21 protein-coding genes and 1 pseudogene are annotated in these 18893 nt (G+C 29.5%); 20 read left to right on the top strand and 2 right to left on the bottom strand.

The window, feature by feature from the left end; genetic code table 11:
- Window positions 1–90 precede the first annotated feature (90 nt).
- The 10 genes and pseudogenes from T513_RS0104195 to T513_RS11690 all read left to right on the top strand — a co-directional run.
- Window positions 91–747 carry an SWIM zinc finger family protein gene (locus T513_RS0104195; RefSeq protein ID WP_031589081.1) on the top strand — a complete coding sequence of 219 codons (657 nt, stop codon included), beginning with the start codon at window positions 91–93 and terminating at the stop codon, window positions 745–747.
- Between the two features lie 12 nt (window positions 748–759).
- Window positions 760–1263, top strand: coding sequence for a VanZ family protein (locus tag T513_RS11695; RefSeq protein WP_051654383.1), 504 nt, complete (start codon window positions 760–762; stop codon window positions 1261–1263).
- A 196-nt stretch (window positions 1264–1459) separates the two neighbouring features.
- Complete coding sequence (locus T513_RS0104185) at window positions 1460–1813, top strand: hypothetical protein (RefSeq protein WP_031589079.1); 354 nt, start codon at window positions 1460–1462, stop codon at window positions 1811–1813.
- A 66-nt stretch (window positions 1814–1879) separates the two neighbouring features.
- Entirely contained in the window at window positions 1880–3649 is a 1770-nt protein-coding gene (locus tag T513_RS0104180) for an ABC transporter ATP-binding protein (RefSeq protein ID WP_051654382.1), read from the top strand.
- A 5-nt stretch (window positions 3650–3654) separates the two neighbouring features.
- Window positions 3655–4722 (top strand): acyltransferase family protein, encoded by a 1068-nt coding sequence (locus T513_RS0104175; RefSeq protein ID WP_031589077.1) that lies wholly within the window; start codon window positions 3655–3657, stop codon window positions 4720–4722.
- Window positions 4700–4969, top strand: a complete 270-nt coding sequence (locus T513_RS0104170; protein WP_031589076.1) for a PqqD family protein — start codon at window positions 4700–4702, stop codon at window positions 4967–4969. Before T513_RS0104175 ends, T513_RS0104170 begins: the two co-directional genes overlap by 23 nt.
- Window positions 4966–5697, top strand: a complete 732-nt coding sequence (locus T513_RS0104165; RefSeq protein ID WP_031589074.1) for a hypothetical protein — start codon at window positions 4966–4968, stop codon at window positions 5695–5697. Before T513_RS0104170 ends, T513_RS0104165 begins: the two co-directional genes overlap by 4 nt.
- Entirely contained in the window at window positions 5694–6119 is a 426-nt protein-coding gene (locus T513_RS0104160) for a S24/S26 family peptidase (RefSeq protein ID WP_031589072.1), read from the top strand. The genes T513_RS0104165 and T513_RS0104160 overlap by 4 nt, the downstream gene beginning before the upstream one ends.
- A gap of 6 nt (window positions 6120–6125) precedes the next feature.
- The gene (locus tag T513_RS0104155; protein WP_031589071.1) at window positions 6126–7310 is read left to right on the top strand and encodes a nucleotidyltransferase family protein; all 1185 of its coding nucleotides are present in this window, start codon (window positions 6126–6128) and stop codon (window positions 7308–7310) included.
- A gap of 478 nt (window positions 7311–7788) precedes the next feature.
- Window positions 7789–8019: pseudogene (locus tag T513_RS11690) on the top strand (transcription termination/antitermination NusG family protein); the annotation flags it as partial.
- 54 nt (window positions 8020–8073) lie between these two features.
- Here T513_RS11690 and T513_RS0104145 read toward each other — a convergent pair.
- A complete protein-coding gene (locus T513_RS0104145; protein ID WP_031589070.1) occupies window positions 8074–8349 on the bottom strand; it encodes a hypothetical protein in 276 nt (91 codons plus the stop codon).
- Window positions 8350–8839: 490 nt separating this feature from the next.
- Between T513_RS0104145 and loaP the strand changes: the two genes are divergently transcribed.
- Together loaP and T513_RS0104135 are read left to right on the top strand one after the other, a co-directional pair.
- Window positions 8840–9352, top strand: coding sequence for an antiterminator LoaP (loaP, locus tag T513_RS0104140; protein ID WP_031589069.1), 513 nt, complete (start codon window positions 8840–8842; stop codon window positions 9350–9352).
- Window positions 9353–9386: 34 nt separating this feature from the next.
- The gene (locus tag T513_RS0104135) at window positions 9387–10742 is read left to right on the top strand and encodes an exopolysaccharide biosynthesis polyprenyl glycosylphosphotransferase (RefSeq protein WP_031589068.1); all 1356 of its coding nucleotides are present in this window, start codon (window positions 9387–9389) and stop codon (window positions 10740–10742) included.
- A gap of 111 nt (window positions 10743–10853) precedes the next feature.
- On the opposite strand, the gene T513_RS11930 is transcribed toward T513_RS0104135, so the two are convergent.
- Window positions 10854–11261: a transposase gene (locus T513_RS11930; RefSeq protein ID WP_162176420.1), complete on the bottom strand. Its 408-nt coding sequence runs from the start codon at window positions 11259–11261 to the stop codon at window positions 10854–10856.
- 355 nt (window positions 11262–11616) lie between these two features.
- Here T513_RS11930 and T513_RS12415 point away from each other — a divergent pair, with 355 nt between their 5' ends.
- The 8 genes from T513_RS12415 (at window position 11617) to T513_RS0104095 (ending at window position 18878) form a co-directional block, all read left to right on the top strand.
- Entirely contained in the window at window positions 11617–11754 is a 138-nt protein-coding gene (locus tag T513_RS12415; RefSeq protein ID WP_201783587.1) for a hypothetical protein, read from the top strand.
- A gap of 213 nt (window positions 11755–11967) precedes the next feature.
- Window positions 11968–12144: a CHAP domain-containing protein gene (locus T513_RS12650; protein ID WP_201783589.1), complete on the top strand. Its 177-nt coding sequence runs from the start codon at window positions 11968–11970 to the stop codon at window positions 12142–12144.
- Between the two features lie 301 nt (window positions 12145–12445).
- A complete protein-coding gene (locus tag T513_RS0104120; protein WP_080703107.1) occupies window positions 12446–13156 on the top strand; it encodes a sugar transferase in 711 nt (236 codons plus the stop codon).
- A 1-nt stretch (window position 13157) separates the two neighbouring features.
- Window positions 13158–15308, top strand: a complete 2151-nt coding sequence (locus T513_RS11925) for a glycosyltransferase (RefSeq protein ID WP_080703106.1) — start codon at window positions 13158–13160, stop codon at window positions 15306–15308.
- A gap of 4 nt (window positions 15309–15312) precedes the next feature.
- A complete protein-coding gene (locus T513_RS0104110; protein ID WP_031589063.1) occupies window positions 15313–16083 on the top strand; it encodes a glycosyltransferase family 32 protein in 771 nt (256 codons plus the stop codon).
- Between the two features lie 5 nt (window positions 16084–16088).
- A complete protein-coding gene (locus tag T513_RS0104105; RefSeq protein ID WP_031589061.1) occupies window positions 16089–17279 on the top strand; it encodes an O-antigen ligase family protein in 1191 nt (396 codons plus the stop codon).
- The gene (locus T513_RS0104100) at window positions 17276–18184 is read left to right on the top strand and encodes a glycosyltransferase family 2 protein (protein ID WP_031589060.1); all 909 of its coding nucleotides are present in this window, start codon (window positions 17276–17278) and stop codon (window positions 18182–18184) included. The genes T513_RS0104105 and T513_RS0104100 overlap by 4 nt, the downstream gene beginning before the upstream one ends.
- A complete protein-coding gene (locus T513_RS0104095) occupies window positions 18156–18878 on the top strand; it encodes a GT-D fold domain-containing glycosyltransferase (RefSeq protein ID WP_031589059.1) in 723 nt (240 codons plus the stop codon). Before T513_RS0104100 ends, T513_RS0104095 begins: the two co-directional genes overlap by 29 nt.
- Window positions 18879–18893: the final 15 nt, after the last annotated feature.

Genomic DNA, 18893 nt, shown 5'->3' with positions numbered 1-18893 from the left:
AGCCAGAATCATTCTGACTCTTTTTAAAATGATAAAGAAATTAGACAAAAGTATTAAACCCTGTATAATAAATTTTAGAGGGTATTTGATATGAAATGGAAAAGAATGTTTACGCAGACTATAAAAAATAGGGGAAAAAATTACGCAAGAAGAGGAAAGGTTATAAAGATTGCAGAAGAGAATGGCAAAATTATCGGTGAAGTAAAAGGAAGTCGAATTTATCATGTGAGCATTTCATATGCCAATGGGAAAGTTACAAGCATGACTTGTGATTGTCCTTATGCCAGACAAGCTTTTAATTGCAAACATATGGCAGCACTTTTATATGAGTGGGAGAAAAGGCATCAGAATGTATTCATGTTAGATATCTATGCTCAACAAATTGAAAAAGATATCAAGACTGGTGACAATGTGTGGCTTTATAACCGTTTATATGATCACTATCTATATGATACTGTAGAAAATCTCATTTTTGATGAACAGAATCCTTTAGATGCTTTTGATCTTATTAATTATGTATTATTGATTGCTGATGAATTAGATCTCTTAGATAATAATAAACGATTTATTGAATACATGACTATTGTGACAAAAGATTGGCTTACCTGTTATAATTTTGCATCAAAGAAAGAGCGTAATGATATCATTTACTGGTTTCGCCAACAAATAAAAAAATGTGATTACTCAAAGTGTGTAGAGAAAGAAATTAATTCTTTTTTTGAATGTTTTTTTGTAGAGGAAATATAGAAGGAGTTAAAAATGGAGTATGTCTATTCGTTATCAGAATTAGCTATGTCCATCAATCCACTACGCTCGCTTATAGTGAGCATAGTGGTATTGATGTGTGTTTGTTTATTTCAATATAGAAAGCACTTATCGTTTAAGAAATGCATTCTATTATATTTGATAATTATGTACATGTATTTAGTGCTATGCCTTACTCTATTAGATCGACATAGTACTATAAGAATGGTAAAGCTCATACCACTATGGTCTTATCCTGTCATCTTTCAAGGAAGTAGGGAACTATTTCTTGAAGTGATCATCAATATTGTCATGATGATGCCTTTGGGATTTCTTCTCCCCTTAGCAACAAGACTTAAGACAAACAGTGCAGTTGCACTGTTTGGTTTTCTTTTTTCATTGAGTATAGAATGTTCTCAGTTTATCTTTATGAAAGGCTGGTTTGAGATTGATGATATGATACACAATACTTTAGGTATTGTCCTTGGCTATATGATTTATAAAAAATTAAAGAGATAATCCAAACGAATCGAGAGATTCGTTTTTCTATTGAATGATTTTTTGATAAATTGATGATAATTTGACAATGTAAGCGTTTAATGTTACATTTAAGTCATAGTTTAGTTATATTTTTAACAAACGGTTGTTTAATGAGGAGTAGATCATGAACAATAAATCAAAAACCTATAGGTAATTTTTAGAAGGAGGTTTATTTATGAAAATGAACAAACCATATATTGAAATCGTACGATTCGATGCTGAAGACGTAATTGCTACAAGTGGTGTTATAAATTGTACAGTTAATTCGTTGCAAACAGGAGATAGAATTTTGCATCGCAATAATCAAAACAATAGTTATTTTGTTTATGATTATAATTCTAACACTAACACACCTGTTGCTGAACTTGGTAGCAACACAGAATTAAAACATAACGGGGGGACTACACAATATACAAGTGGTATTACCTATGATGGATCATCTACTGGCTATAGTGCTTATATTTATGATGGACATAGCGATTGGTCTTGGTGGAATGAAGCTCCCGACGCATCACATGGCGATTATTAAATGAATGCTTTAAAAGATTAGGAAGGCTACTCACTTCCAATCTTTTTCTTATAGGGGGAATGAGGTATGGAAAAAAAGAAATACTCAGGTGTGAATAAGTTTATTCAAAGTGGGGCTGTTCAATTGTTGATGGACAAGATTGACGATGGAACTTTTTCTGAATTCATTGACGATTGGAAATGGATTTTTTCTTTTTCCAAAAGATATCGTTGGATTATTGTTTTCTATACTTTTTTAGGAATATTCAGTTCTACCTTATCATTAGGAGCCTCGTATATAAGTCGTATGCTTATCAATATTATCGTTGAAAAGCAATATCAAAATCTTTGGATCTTGATTATTACTATGCTTATTTCCACACTTTTTTCTATGGTTTTTAGCTCTGTCATGAGTCGTATTTCTATGAAGATCTCTATTTTTGTAAACAATGATATTCAATCTGAAATCTTTGATCAGATTATTGATGCTAAATGGGAAGATTTAAACAAATATCAAAATGGAGATCTATTGAATCGTTTTAATTCTGATGTCAGCACCATTTCTAGCAATGCCATTGGGTGGATTCCTAGTCTTATCATTAATGTCTATACATTTATTATCACCTTTGTGGTTATGGTAAGAATGGATGCTATTATGGCTTTAATAGCCTTTTTATCTGCACCTGTTCTTATGGTCATGTCACGATTCATCATGAGAAAGCTGAAAGAGTATAGAAAGAGGGTCTTGGAATTGAATTCTCAGATGATGTCTTTTGAAGTAGAGACATTTGAGAACTTTGATACAATCAAATCTTTTGGAATTATTGACCATTATTCAAGAACATTAAGAGAGTGGCAGAAAAAGTTTAAGATCTTTAATCTTGATTATAATAAATTTGAAATCAAGGCTAATATCATGATGACACTTCTTTCTACCGCCGTTGCGATGGTGGCCTTCTTTTACTGCCTCTATCGTTTATGGACAGGTCAGATTCTTTATGGGGATATGACATTCTTTCTCCAACAAAGAAGTGCCTTGTCTAGTAATTTTAATTCATTGGTAAGAACATTCCCCAGCATGATGAACAGTGCTGTTTCAGCTCACCGTGTAAGAGAATTGGTGGAATTGCAAAAAGAATATCATGATCCACAAAGCTATGAAGATATGAAGAAAATGGCAGACAAAGGCATTTCTGTAGAAATGCGTCATGCCACTTTCTCATATAGAAAAGATCATGTTATCTATAAGGATAGTCATTTCATCGCTAGACCAGGCGAGATTGTAGCTATCTTAGGGCCTTCGGGAGAAGGGAAGACAACCTTATTAAGAATGTTGCTGGGTCTTATTCATCCTGAAGAAGGAGAAGTCCTTCTTTATGGCATTGATGGTCACGAAGTGAGTATCAATGCTGATCTTAGAAAGCTTTTCTCCTATGTACCACAGGGGAATACGGTTCTTTCAGGGACAATCGCAGAGAACATGCGAATGGTCAAGGAAGAGGCCAGTGACGAAGAAATCGTAGATGCATTAAAGCTATCTTGTGCATGGGAGTTTGTAGAACAGCTTCCAGATGGCCTTAATAGCCGACTTGGCGATAATGGGCGAGGAATATCGATGGGACAAGCACAACGTATCTCTATCGCAAGAGCCATTCTTAGAGATTCACCTATTCTAATGCTTGATGAAGCCACTAGCGCATTAGATAAAGAAACGGAAAAACGAGTGCTTAAAAATATCATCCAACAACGTCCCAATAAGACATGCATCATATCTACACATCGTACAAGTGTGTTGGATCAATGTGATCGCATCTATAGACTTCAACATAAGACAATCATGGAAGATAATAGGAGGTGATAATCATGAGAAGACGTTATTACTATATTGATATACTAAGATGGGTTCTTATGATCTTTGTCTGTGTAAATACTTTCTCATTTCCAGGACAGCTAGGCGCTTATTTAAAAATCATTAGTGGTTTTGCCTATATTTGTTTCTTTATTCTCTCTGGTTTTCTTGTCTTACGTCATAATCACCATATTGAACAAAAAATAAAAGCAGCAATACGTCGCACAGGCATAATGGCATTAACATTATTTTTCTTTTATTTACTTCTTAATATTGTTTATCTTGCATTAAGAAAACAATCATTTTTAGAAGTCATGAAAGCTTTCATGACTTCTAAAAGAATGATCTTCCAGTTTGTTGCATTGAACGCCTGGTTCTTACCAATTGGAGATACGTTCTGGTTTATTCAATGTCTCCTTTATGGCTATGTCGCAATTTATATACTTAAAAAGCTGGATCTTTTGAAGTATGACTACATCATATGTTTGATTTGTCTTATTATAGCTGTTTTAACAGGTGAACTAGCAAATATCATTCATTTCAATTTCTTAGGCTATACTCATATTCCTTCAACCGTGATAACAAGATCACTCCCTTATCTTCTGCTAGGAAGAATCATTGGCAGAAACAGAAAGTATTTTGTTAAACATAGGATGGAGATTTATTTAACATTTATCCCTGTTTCAGTCTGGTTAACTGTAGTAGAAATACAAGCATTATCTAAAAGCAACAATCTCATTTATACAGGCCATATGATAGGGAATGGGTTATTGGCGTGTGTGCTATGTGGTTATGTCATTATGAGAGAAGACTGGGGACAGCAACCTATGTACAAAGATAACTATTTAATCAGTAATGCGAGACATTATGTGAAATACGTTTATGCTTTTCATCAAATATGTGGAATCATTTATTTGTTGATGATTAGAAATTTGTTATCTCGTTACTATTATTATCTCGCTCCATTAGTTTCTATTGTGGCGTTTATTACAAGTTTACTTATAGGAATCGTAGTGAGAGGATGCGTGGATTCAATGCGTTTTGAGGAGGATGAAGAAAATGAAGTTAAGATATCAGTTTAAGATTGTGGATATGGGAGATGAGATTGTCGCTGTACCAGTAGGTGATGAAAAGGATCAATTGCATGGTGTAATTCGTCTAAATGATATAGGCGTAGAGATCTTTTCATTACTAGAAGAAGATACAACACCAGAAAAGGTTCATGCGGCCATGATGGAAAAGTATCCGGATTCTAGTAAGGATGAAATAGGGAAGATGCTGGAGTCTTTCTTTAATACATTATTACATGAAGGTGTGCTTATTCCGTGATCAAAGGAATCTATAGAATTGCGGATACTCTTGTAGAGATTGATTCTCTTTATCAGGAAGTGCATGATCTGTGTTCTGATTATAGGTGTGATGGAGTGCCGCAGTTTATTATTACAACTATGCCAAGTGATATCGACTATGAGCGAATGAAATCAAAAGAAGAAGATCTTTATGAAGGAAATCCTATTCGTATATTCTCCGATAGTTATTTAGAGACACTTGCGGTGTACCGCAAGCTTGTCGAAGAGCTGCTTTCTCAAGATATTCTTTTGTTTCATGGAAGTGCTATTGCCGTGGATGAAGAGGGGTACCTCTTCACCGCCAAGAGCGGCACAGGCAAAAGCACACATACTAGGTTATGGAGAAAGCTCTTTAAAGAAAGAGCGGTAATGATTAATGATGATAAGCCCTTGATTAAGATTGAAGAAAACCAAGTTATCATCTATGGGACACCCTGGGATGGCAAACACCATATCAGCACCAATATAAACGTCCCCCTCAAAGCCATCTGCCTACTCGAACGCTCCCCCCACAACAACATACACCGCCTCACATTCACCCAAGCCTTCCCTGCACTACTAAAGCAATGTTACCGTCCGACTGATATTGACAAGATGGAAAAAACCATGTTTCTTCTAAAAGAATTAGGCACCAAAGTGCCACTGTATAAATTAGAGTGCAATACACGAGAAGATGCGGCGAAAGTCGCCTACGAGGGTATGCAATGAAATCTACATTCGAAGAAGAACTACAAAAACATGGACACATTGCCTTTACAAATGTAGGAGTAAGCATGATGCCTCTCATTCGCCAGAATAAGGACATCATGCTTATAAATAAGAAAGGAAAAGAGAGATGCAAAAAATATGATGTGGTCCTTTATAGGATAGGAAACAGATACATATTGCATCGTATCATCAAAGTCAGAAAGAATGACTACGTGATTATAGGAGATCACTGCGTCCATAAAGAATATGGCATTACTGATCAGCAAATTATTGGGGTTTTAGAAGCGGTGATCAGAGACGGAAAAAGAATAGATCAAACAAATAAGATTTATCAGATTTATGTACATTTATGGTGTGACTTTCTATATATTAGAATAATGATTCTTTATATGAAATCACTCCTAAGAAGAATAAGGAGGTAAAAAACTATGAACGAAGTAGATAAGAATGTATTAACATTATTATCAAAAGCATTAAACAATGAACAAATAGAAGAACTTCCTCATTGGAATGAAACATTAGAAGAATTAAAAAATCATACCGTTTTTTGTCTTCCTTATAAAAACATTGTAGAAAGCAACCTCTTAAAATCAGAAGAACTTAAGGAATATAAGAGGCTTTGTTTTCAAAATATAGCTCATAGCTATCAGCTGCTTCACGCACAAACACAAATGTTAGTACTGTTTAAAAATGCAGACATTCCCCTTGTTATATTAAAAGGTGCAGCTGCAGCTATGTACTATCCTCATCCAGAATATCGTACTATGGGTGATATAGATATTATTGTTAAGCCAGAGGATTTCAATAAAGCTTATGAGTTACTAAGTAGACATTATGTACTTGTTTATGACAAGCAGAAAAACTATAAGTTTAAGGATGATTTGTATAAAAATGATCGTCATATTAGTTATAAGACAAATGAAAACATTATAATTGAGTTACACAATTATTTTACATATGGTGAACGTACCAAAGAAAAAAATCTTTTAGATCAGATGATCTATGAAGGTATTGATCAATGTGAGTATCATTCTATTAATGAACATACATTTCCGTGTTTACCACCATTGATTAATGGATTGGTATTATTGAAGCATATCTTGCAGCATTTTAAAAATAGTGGTGTAGGATATCGACAGCTTATTGATTTTTATGAATGTATAAAGCATATAAATGATATCGAAGAATTCTTAAAATATAGTGAAAAAGTCAATCTTCGTAAGTTTGCGGAAGTGTGTATTCAAATATGTATAGATTATTTCGGATTCGCTTATCATGATTTGGATTGCGATAAGGACTTAGAACAATATATATTTCAAAGCGTGACAAGTTATGGGAATTTCGGTAGAAAGAGTATAGATATAACTAAAGCAGAAATGGTTATAAAATTGTATTCACAACCATTTCATGTTTTCAGAAATCTACATAGGTGTGGCAGAGTTAATTGGAAAGCATCAGAGAAATACATTGTATTAAGACCATTTGCATGGATCTATCAGATTATTTATTACATAAGACAAGTGAGAAACAGTAGAGGAATCTCTACTGTAGTAGACGGATATAAAAATTATAAGAAAAAAAATAAAATGATAAAAGACTTACATTTGAAATAGAGATTATCGAAATAATCTCTATTTTCTATTTTAAAGCTAACATATTTATTAAAATATGATGATTTTATGATGAACTATTAATAATTCTGTATTTAGGATAATTAGATGTGTAAGCGTTTAAAATACGGTGAAGGGCGATTTAAGAGTTATATTTACGTAAAATAAAATTGTTTTACAACACAAAATGTAATATAGTAGAAATATCAAAAAGTCAAAATTTTGTAAAAATTGTTTGATTGATAAATCGTCGCTTTGTCGCGTTTAAAGATAAAACATGTCATATTTAAATGATTCGCTTTTAAAAAAGCGAAGTGGCGAAGCATGCCTTTTGGGGGAATAGGAATGTATGAGAACTGGACAGGAACAAGTGATAGCTGATAAATGTCAGTCACTTATTTCTAAAGATATTCTAGAAGAATGTGTAGTCTTGCATTATGAACATATGAAGAAGTAACAAGGAAGATGGCACAAGGAAGAGAAAGTTTTATTTCCTGGTTATCTGTTTATGGTTACAAATAAGGTTGATGAGTTATATGTCAATCTAAAGAAGATTCCTGATTTCACCAAGTTACTTGGTGAAAGTGAAATCTTTCCTATCTATAAGGAAGAAGTGCTTCATCTTCTTAAGTATTCTGATAAACATCTTATTGAGATGTCTAAAGGAATCATTAAAGGGGATCAGCTCATTATTGAAATTGAGCCCTTTTGATCGGCGTATGCCGATCTTTTCTATTGAAAAACGGATAGAAATTCTATCCGTTTACTAATAACAAATTTTACATGCTTTTAATTTCTTCTTTTTAGCATTAGCTAAAGAAGTAGAATAAAGCTTCTTAGAACGTTTAAGACTACGGCAAGACTTAGTACTGTGGTACTTCTTGCTTTTTTTTGCATAATAGACCTTCTTTGCTTTCTTTTTCTTTGCAGACACATTAACTATCACTGGTGTTGACACTTGCTGCTTAGTAGCTTTGTCAATACCAGACATTAATGTGAATGCAAAAAGAACTGATAAAGCTATCTTCATGATACTTTTCATAATAATTTCCTCCTTAATTTGAATATAATTAATCAGGGTCATATAAATGTAAATAATTCACAGGTTAGAAATATTTTTTAATTATATCTTTATCAAATAAAAGAAAGGTATAGGTATCTATATAATAGAAAATAATAAAAAGTCAATAATTAGTTAATTTCATAAATATACAACCGAATGGTTGCTTAATAATTCAAAAAAGTTAAGAATAGGGGGGATGATTATTCTTTATTTTAAATAATGAAAATATTAGGAAAATGTAAAATATAGCGAAATGTTACCGCTTTTTCCTTAACTATAATATTACTTAAATTTGACTATAATATCTAAACGTAGTATATTAAAGATGTAGAAAAATGTTATTCTAACTAACAAATTGTTTATTTCGATAAATCGTCGCTTTGTCGCGTTTAAAGATAAAACATGTCATATCTATAAGGATTCACTATGAAAGTGAAGTGGCGAAGCATGCCTTTTTGGAGGTGTTCTTATGTATGAGAACTGGTATGTACTACAGGTGATGACTGGACAGGAAGAGCGTATTGCCAATAAGTGTGAAACTATGATTTCTAAATCTATTCTTAATGAGTGTGTTGTTATTCATTATGAATATATGAAGAAATATCATGGGAGATGGCATAAAGAGAAGAAAGTGATGTTTCCTGGTTATTTGTTTGTGGTTACTGATCATTTAGATGATCTTTTTATTCAGTTAAAGAGGATACCTGAATTTACTAAGTTAATAGGTAAGGATGATATTTATCCTATTTATAAAGAAGAAGTGCTTCATCTTCTTAAGTATTCTGAGGAACATTTAATTAAAATGTCTAAGGGTATTATCGAGGGAGATCACATTATTGTAGAAAGTGGCCCATTAAAGGGATATGAAGGTTTTATTAAGAAGATTGATCGACATAAACGGTTAGCATTTATTGATGTAGAATTGTTTAATACAGTGACTACAGTTAAAGTAGGATTAGAGATAGTTTCTAAGTTTTCTTAGAAACTTTTTTATTATATAGGGAAGAAAATAGTTTATGAAGGAAAAGAAAAGAAAAGTTACCTTTATCAGAATTATCAAGCTGATTAATATTTTGTTGATGACATATCTCTTTAGTATCGTGTGGTTTAAATGTTTTTCATGGAGATTAACTGATCCATTCTTTTATAAAGGTAATTATTATGTTGTATTCATTTTTATGTTACTTTATATAGTATTAGTGCAAGTCTATGATGGATTGATGATATCTTATTCTAAGTTTTCTGAATTAGTATATAGTCAGATGTTATCAGCTTCTATTTCATTATTTTTTATGTATCTATTGATTATTCTCTTGGTAAGAGAGTATACAGTCAATCCAATTCCATTAATTATGTGTCTAATCGGACAATTCTTTGTATCCATTATTTGGTCTTGGCTAGCACAAAAAATATATTTCAAGATCTATGAAAAAAGAAAATCCGCAATAATCATTGGTAATGAGAGAGAAGTATCTCATAAGCTTTCAGAGTTCTACATGGATTCTAAGTTTACTATCTTAAAGATTATTAAAATTGATGAAATATTACATAATCATGAAGATATGCTTGAAGGCATTGATACAGTCTTCTTTGTAGACGTACATTCAAAAGATAGAAATGAAATTATGAAATATTGTGTGCAGAATAATATTTTATGTTTTGTTATTCCAAGAATTGGGGATACACTTATGATGTCTGCAGAAAGTATGCATTTCTTCCATTTACCTATCTTTAGAGTTACAAAATATAACCCTAAAATTGAGTATTTAATTGTAAAGAGACTAATAGATATTATTGCTTCTTTATTAGGTATAATCATTCTTTCACCAGTAATGATTATTGTAGCTATATTTGTTAAGTCTGATGGTGGACCAGTATTCTATAAGCAAGTAAGATTAACTCAAAACGGAAAGAAGTTTAAGGTGTTAAAGTTCAGATCCATGAGAGTTAATGCAGAAAGTAATGGTAAAGCAGTACTTTCTGCAGGAGAAAATGATCCTCGTATTACTAAGGTAGGGAGAGTCATTAGAGCGATTAGATTTGATGAATTGCCTCAGTTAATTAATATTCTTAAGGGTGATATGACAATTGTTGGACCTAGACCTGAAAGACCAGAAATAGCTGAAGAGTATTATGAAACTATTCCTGAATTTAGATTGCGTCTGCAGTGTAAAGCAGGTCTTACAGGTTATGCACAGGTATATGGTAAGTATAATACTGAACCATATGATAAGTTATTAATGGACTTAATGTATATTGCTAAACCTTCATTATTAGAAGATCTTAGAATTATTTTTGCGACTGTTAAGATTTTATTTGTTAAGGATAGCACTGAAGGTATTGATGTAAATCAGGATACTGCAATGAAATAGATTAAGTATTTATTAATAATTGAGAAGATTTATATGTATTATCGTAATAATTATCGTAATAGATATTATGGATTAATTTCAAGAGTGGGGGTAAATGATTTTTGAAATCATTTATCCCTTTTTTGTTTCTTCAAAATTAAGAGTGTATCTGAAGCCTAAATGAAGAAGGATTCTCTTTCTCAGATTTATGAAGTACTTATAGCCGAATGCATTTCTTTTGACCAGTTTAACCTTGTTGTTCTGTGATTCGCAAAAGCCGTTGTTGAATGATGTCCTGTATGTGATTCCATTTCTTCTGTAGTATGCAGTGTACGTCAAAGATCTCAGTATGGCCAGGAACCAGTTCTTCCTGAAGTTCTTGGCTGATGCACTGAATGCCTTGCACTCACCGTCGATGCATTTGTCTATCCAGTTGTTCAATGCTTCCTTGTAGTCGCTCTGCGGGAGATGCAGTATGTCCAGGAACTCCTGATAAAGATCATATGCAGGTTTGAAGTCAGCGCATTCCTCACGATCCACTTTTATTATAGAGCCGATAAAATAAGGGAAAACGCGAGTTTTTTCTTTGCTAAAAAATTGCGAAAAATCATCAAAAATTCACTTTAGATACCTTTTCACAGGTGTTTTTGAAATAATAAATATTGTGATATAAAAATGAAAAGTAGGTGATTTTATGGGGCTATTTGACTTGAAATATTTAAGAGAATATAAATCTTTAATGCAGCAAATAGATGATTTGAATGAAAAATACATAAAAGAGATTTTTTAGAAATTTAATTCAATACAATATTCTACTGAGAAAGTATCAATTGAAGACGGAAAATATAAAACTATATTAAAAATAAAGATTACAAGCAAAAGCAAAGAAGAAGTTATGAAAGATCTAGGTTTTAGTCAAACTGAAATAGCAAGTGTCAATGAACTATTAAGTGACAAATATGATTCTCTATGGAGAAACTTAAAATATGGATCTTTGAATGGGAATAAGCAGATAGTAGAAATAGCCAAGTAGTAAGTAGGAAATATAGGAAGAGAACCTTATTGGAGATGGTACGGATTTGATCACAGAATTGAATGGTGTGCAGTTTTTGTAAGTTGGACTGCAAATCAAGCAGGAGTACTAAATGATAAGATTCCAAAATTTGCTGGAGTTGCTACTGGAATAGAATGGTTTAAATCTAGAGGGCAATGGCAAAGTAGAGGATATTTTCCATGACCTGGAGATATTATATTCTTTGACTGGGAAGTAGATGGAAAACCAAACCATGTTGGTATAGTGGAAAAGAGTGAAAATGGATACATTTACACAATTGAAGGTAACTCTACTGACGATGGTTGCAGAGCTAAAAAGTATTCTGTTGATAGTAATGTTATATATGGATTTGTGTTACCATCCTATTAAAAAAATACTTTTTATGATATGCAAGGATACGTTGTCTCTAAAATGTTGGATATTTTAATGATAAAGTATTGAATTATTTGTTTTTTATGGCATGATACTACACTCTTTGAAAGAGGGGGTTAACCATTTTTGTAATATAAAAACGTTTGAGCAAGAAAATACGTCCAAATGGTTGTTGAAAATGTAAAATAAGTGTAAAATATAACAAGATAGTCACTTAGGTGATATTTTTTATTAGGGGCAAACTGGTTAGGTACACAAAAACATTTTTGGTTTTGTCATAAGGAATGGATGTAGGGTTATGAACGAAAATATTGTTGAAACTTACGTTACTTTAAATGGAAATGTTATTCACAGAAAAATTTATTCACAAGCATTGATAGTTGTATTTGCTGGAATTAAATTTATGTTTGATCGTCTTTTAGCTATATTTGGATTAATGGTTGCATCACCATTAATGATAATAATTGCTATTGCAATTAAGTTAGATAGCAAAGGACCAGTTTTATTTAAACAAGAAAGAACAGGAAAACATGGTAAAAACTTTTATATATATAAATTTAGAACTATGGTAGAAAAAAATGATGTTCATGATTTTAGTAAAGCTGATGAGCATACAAAAATTGGAAAAATCTTACGTAAGACGAGTTTGGACGAGCTACCACAGTTATTTTCAATTGCAATTGGAAAGATGTCGTTCATCGGTACTAGACCATGGATTACAGACTATTATGACAACATGAATGAAGAACAGAGAAGAAGATATGCAGTTAGACCGGGCTTAACAGGTTTAGCTCAAGCGATGGGAAGAAATAATATCTCAATATTTGATAAAATTAATTATGACTTAGAATATATTAGAGATTATTCTTTATATCAAGATATTAAAATAATTTTTTTAACAATAAAGACAGTGTTTACTGGCCACGGAGCAGACGCTGGTAAGAATACGATAAAGAAAGAATTAGATGATTTAAAAAATAATAATAAGCAAATGGAGGTGAGTAAATAGTATGAAAAAAGTTTTATTTACTGCTACTGTTGATTCACACATATTACAATTCCATTTACCTTTTTTAAAGATGTTTAAAGAAAATGGGTATGAAGTGCATGTTGCTACTAATGGAAATGAAAAAATACCATATTGTGATGTTAAACATGTTGTGTCTTTTGAGAGAAGTCCAATAAAAATCAACAATTTAAAAGCAATTAAACAATTAAAAAAAATATGTGAAAAAGAAAAATTTGATATTATACATACTCATACTCCAATGGGTTCTGTTGTTACAAGAATTGCTGCAAACAAATCAAGAAAAAAATATAATACTAGGGTTATTTATACAGCACATGGTTTTCATTTCTTTAAAGGAGCTTCAATTAAAAATTGGATAATTTTTTATCCAGTTGAATGGTATTTATCTAAATTTACAGATACTTTAATAACTATAAACGTCGAAGATTATGAACTTGCAAAAAATAAATTTTCTAGAAGATGCAAAGATATTCAATATGTTCCTGGTGTTGGAATAGATGAGAAAAAATTTAATTTTGAAATGACTGATAAAGAAAAAAAAGAATTGAAAGAATCAATAGGATTAAAAGAAAATGATTTTGTAATGATTTATCCTGCTGAATTAAACAAAAATAAAAATCAATTGTTAATTATTAATGCAATGGAACAATTAGTACAAAAGTATTCAAATATTAAAGTGTTGCTTCCAGGTGTCGATTCATATAATGGGTATTATCAAAAACTTGTTAAGGATAAGAAGTTAGATAATAATATTATTTTTTTGGGATATAGAAAAGACATCCCAAAATTGTTAAAGATTTCAGATCTTGCACTTGCTACTTCATATAGAGAAGGATTACCATTAAATGTTATAGAAGCAATGTATGTTGGATTGCCAATTATAGCAACAAATTGTAGAGGACAAAAAGATTTGATTAAAGATAATAAAAATGGCTTTTTAATTAATATTGATGATAAAAAATCTTTAGTTGAATCTATTGAAAAGATTTATTTGGCTAAAAATGATTATAAAAGATTTGGACTTTATAGTAAAAAGGAAATAAATAATTATTTGTTAGATAATATTCAATTACAGATTAAAAAGATATATTTTAGAAAAAAAGTAGTTATTCATTTGCTGTCAAGTAATTTTTATTCTGGTGCTGAGAATGTTGCTTGCACAATAATTAATAATATAAAAGATGACTATGAATTATACTATTGCTCACCAAATGGCACAATAGAAAATAATTTAAAGACATACGGAATTAATTATATTCCAATTAATAATATTTCAATTAATGACCTAAAAAAAATTATTAATAAATACAAACCGGATATAATTCATGCTCATGATAATAAAGCAACTGTTATCTCTTCTTTTTTTAGCAGTAGATGTATGATTATATCTCATATTCACGGAAATAATAAAATTATGAATACGATAAATATAAAAACAATTTTATTTAATTATTGCTCAAAAAGAATAAGTAAATTTATATGGGTATCGAAAAGTTCAATAGATGGTTATTATTTTCATAAAAAAGTTATGAATAAGAGTATTATATTGCCAAATGTTATAGATGATAAGAATATACAATTAAAAGCAAATGAATCAAAAATAGATAAAGAATTTGATGTTGTATTCTTAGGTAGAATTGGTTATCCTAAAAATCCTGAACGTTTAATTAAAATAATTGAATTATTATACGAGAAAAATAATAAAATATCAGTTGCAATCGTGGGGGATGGTGAGGATAGATTGAAAATAACCAATATTGTTAATAAATCAGTGTTTAAATCAAATATTACTTTTTTTGGTTTTTTAGCAAACCCTTATCCCATATTAAAAAATTCTAAAATATTGATTATGACATCATTATACGAAGGCACTCCAATGTGCGCTTTGGAAGCACAGTGCTTTGGAAAACCAATTGTTGCTACTCCTGTTGATGGTTTACTTAATATTGTTGAGAATGGATATAATGGTTTTTTATCTGACATAGATGAAGAACTAGCCGATAACATTTTACTAATTTTAAATAAAAAAAATTATAGTTATTATTCAAATAATTCTATTAGTAGATTTAAAGAAATTAATAGTTTAGAAAAATATTTAAAAATCATTAAAGATGTATATGAAGGTGATTAGAATTATGAATAATATACCTAAAAAAATTCATTATTGTTGGTTTGGAGGTGCTCCATTACCTCCAATTGCAAAAAAATGTATTGATAGTTGGAAAAAGTATTTCCCTGATTATGAGATAATAGAATGGAATGAATCAAATCTAAATATTAATATTAATAAATTTTCTCATGACGCATATGAAGCTAAAAAATACGCCTTCTTCACTGACGTTGCAAGATTATATATTATTTATAATTATGGTGGATTGTATTTTGATACTGATGTTGAAGTAATAAAATCATTTGAAAAACTGATTAATAATGATGTGTTTTTCGGTATTGAATCTGAAGGAAAAATTGCTACTGGGCTAGGTTTTGGTGCTATCCCTAAACATAAAATAATTAAAGAAATGTTGGATGACTATAATAATATAGATTTTACAAGTAATAAAAACAAGCTAAATACAATATCGTGTCCCATAGTTAATAGTAAAGTATTAATAGAAAATGGCTTTTCCTTAAATAATACATATGAAGAAAAAAACGGAATAGCAATATATCCATCAGATTATATGAATCCTAAGGGAGGCTATGGGAAAGAACTTTTAATCACTAAAAATACTGTATCTATTCATCACTTTGATGGTTCATGGTTACATAAAGAGGAAATAAAGAGGGCTAAACTATTAAAAAAGATGAATGATAAATATGGTAAAAAAATGGGAACTATGTTATATAATACTATTTTTATTCCATATAGATTTATGTCAAAAATTAAACAAAAAATTGGGAGTTGAACAATGTGAATAAATTAGAAAAATTTAACGTTTTTAGTATAACATTACTATTAACAATCACTCAGTTATTATTTAATAGTAAATATATTCCAATTGTTTGTATGCTTTTATTAATTCTTTGTTTTGCATTAAATTATAAAAATAATAAAGCGAAAATTAACAAAGCATTATTCTGTTTTATCATTATAGGCAGTATAATTTCTATTCTTTTACCTCTATACAATCCGTTATTTATTAAAAATATTAGCAGCACTCTACTAGTATGGGGGACTATTATTCTATTATTTTTAATAATTTCTACACAAGAAAAAAAAGAAGAGATATTTTTAAAAGTCTTTAAAAATTTTTCATATATTACGATTTTTTTAATATTATATGGTTTAATTGTTTATTATTTTGGAAATAAAAGTATGTCATATGATCCAATCAGTAAAAGTTATGTCCAGGAATTATATATTGGAGGAATTAGATTAATTCAATCTGCTGTTGGAGATCCAAAATATGGTTTCTTAGTCGGTTCATTAACTGGAAATGCTAATACATTATCTTCTATGAGCATGTTTTCTTTGACATACTTTTTAATACTTGATGATTCTAAAAAAAGTAAAAGGCTTTTTAAATTGATAATATGTATTTTTGGATTGATAATATCTGGTTCTAGAATGGGGTTCATATTATTATTGTTTATTTTGATCTTTAACTTTATTCTAAAGAAAATTGATTTCACTAACAAAAAAAATGCTTTAGGATTGTTTTTTGGTTTTATATTGATTGTTTTTATATTATCAATCAACTTTAATAATATCTTTTCAAGTGTTGATTTAAATGGGAGAAATACAATGTGGGAAATTGGGAAAAATAATATCCAATTGATTGGACATGGTATTAATTCTGATAATATTTTTCTTAATAATTATCTAAATTTTAATACTTCTATGCATAATTCATATATTTCATTATTAGTAAATTATGGAATAATACTTTCATCATTTGTAATATTATTTTTCAGTATTACACTTATTAATAGTATAAGATGTTGCCATATACATAATATTAATAGATTTATTGTTATTGTTTATATGTCCCTTTTAATTATTGGTTTATCCGAATCAGTCTTTTTCATTTTTGGTTTTTATAATTCAATACTTTTCTATATATTAGATTATTATTATTTAAATATAAGGAGGTTAAAATGATAACAGTATTTACACCAACTTATAATAGAGCAAAAAAATTAGAAAAATTGTATAATAGCCTAAAATCTCAATCTGATCATGATTTTGTTTGGCTAGTTATCGATGATGGCTCTTCGGATAATACCTGTGAATTAATAGAAAAATGGAAAAAAACAATGAAAATTGAATATATTTATCAAAATAATTCTGGAAAGCATATTGCAATAAATAATGCGATAAAAAATTGTAAAACAGAATATATGATATGTGTTGATTCAGATGATGAATTATCAAATAATGCTATCTATATGATAAATAACAACATAAAAAAAAGCTTTAAAAAGGATATTTGGGCTGTTGTAGGGCCTAGAACAAAAACGGCAGGTATTAAAAATAACAAATGGACAATTGGAGATAATACTTGTTGTAAATTTGCAGATATTTATTGTAGATATAAATATGTTGGAGATACATATATTATTATCAAAACAGAATATATAAAATCATTTAAATTCCCTAAATTTGATAATGAAAAATTGATTCCAGAAAATATTTTATATGATTATTTGGATAATATGGATTATTATATTTCCACAATAGACTATCCATTATATATTAGCGAATACTATGAAGATGGTTATACAAAAAATAGTACAAAATATTTGTTGGCGTCTCCTAAAGGGACATCTTTATCTAATTTATCTGGAGCATGTAATAAATTTAATTCGTTTAAAAAAAGGGTACTTTGTTATTCAAGATTTTTATCGATTAATAAATTGTTTAAGATAAAAAATAATGATGTATTTAAAGAATATAAAGTTAATAATATTGTGCGTATGTTCTCAATTATTCTTTTTCCAATCATGTTTTATCATTATTTGAAAAAAGGAGTAAGTAATGAAAAAAATCATATTAATAATATATAGTTATCTATTGTTATTTTTATCACCTTTTAAGACAAAAACAACAATTTATTCTGAAAAAAAATTAATTGATTTTGTTAAAAATAATAGAATGTCATTGATAAGGTTTGGAGATGGAGAATATAGATTAATGTTTTCAAAAAAAGGGATACATTATCAAGGATATGATCCAAAGCTTGGAAAAGAATTACTAACTATATTTGAAAATTATGATAAATTTAAAGATAAATATATAATATGTATTCCCCCTTTTTTTAAAAATAATATTTTTTGGTTTTTAAAAAATAGAATTGAATTAGCAATGTGTTTTGCAAAACCTAGATTACTATTTAGAATAAAGCAAAATAAGAAAGAAATTTATGGAGATGCTTTTGTATTTGGTAAAGGAAAAGATGACATTTATTCCAGTTTATGGGATGAAAAGGAAAAAATAGTATTGATTCACAATGATGAAAAATGGGTAAAAATATTTAATAAAAAATATAATAAAAAAGCTATATTTATTAAAACTAATTGCAATGATTCTTATAAAATAATAGATGATATTGAAAAAAAAGTTCTAAATGTTAAAAATATAGAAAATTACATAGTTTTAGTATCCTCTGGTCCAATGGCTAAAGTGTTAGTATATCGTCTTTCAAAAAGAAATATTCAAGTAATTGATACAGGCCATTTTATTGATGACCCGCTTGTATAAATATGAAAGGACTAT

The sequence above is a fragment of the Kandleria vitulina DSM 20405 genome (assembly GCF_000702065.1).
GTDB lineage: Bacteria > Bacillota_I > Bacilli_A > Erysipelotrichales > Coprobacillaceae > Kandleria > Kandleria vitulina.
The sequence above is the reverse complement of the archived record's forward strand: the minus strand, read 5'-3'. Positions and strand labels throughout refer to the sequence as shown.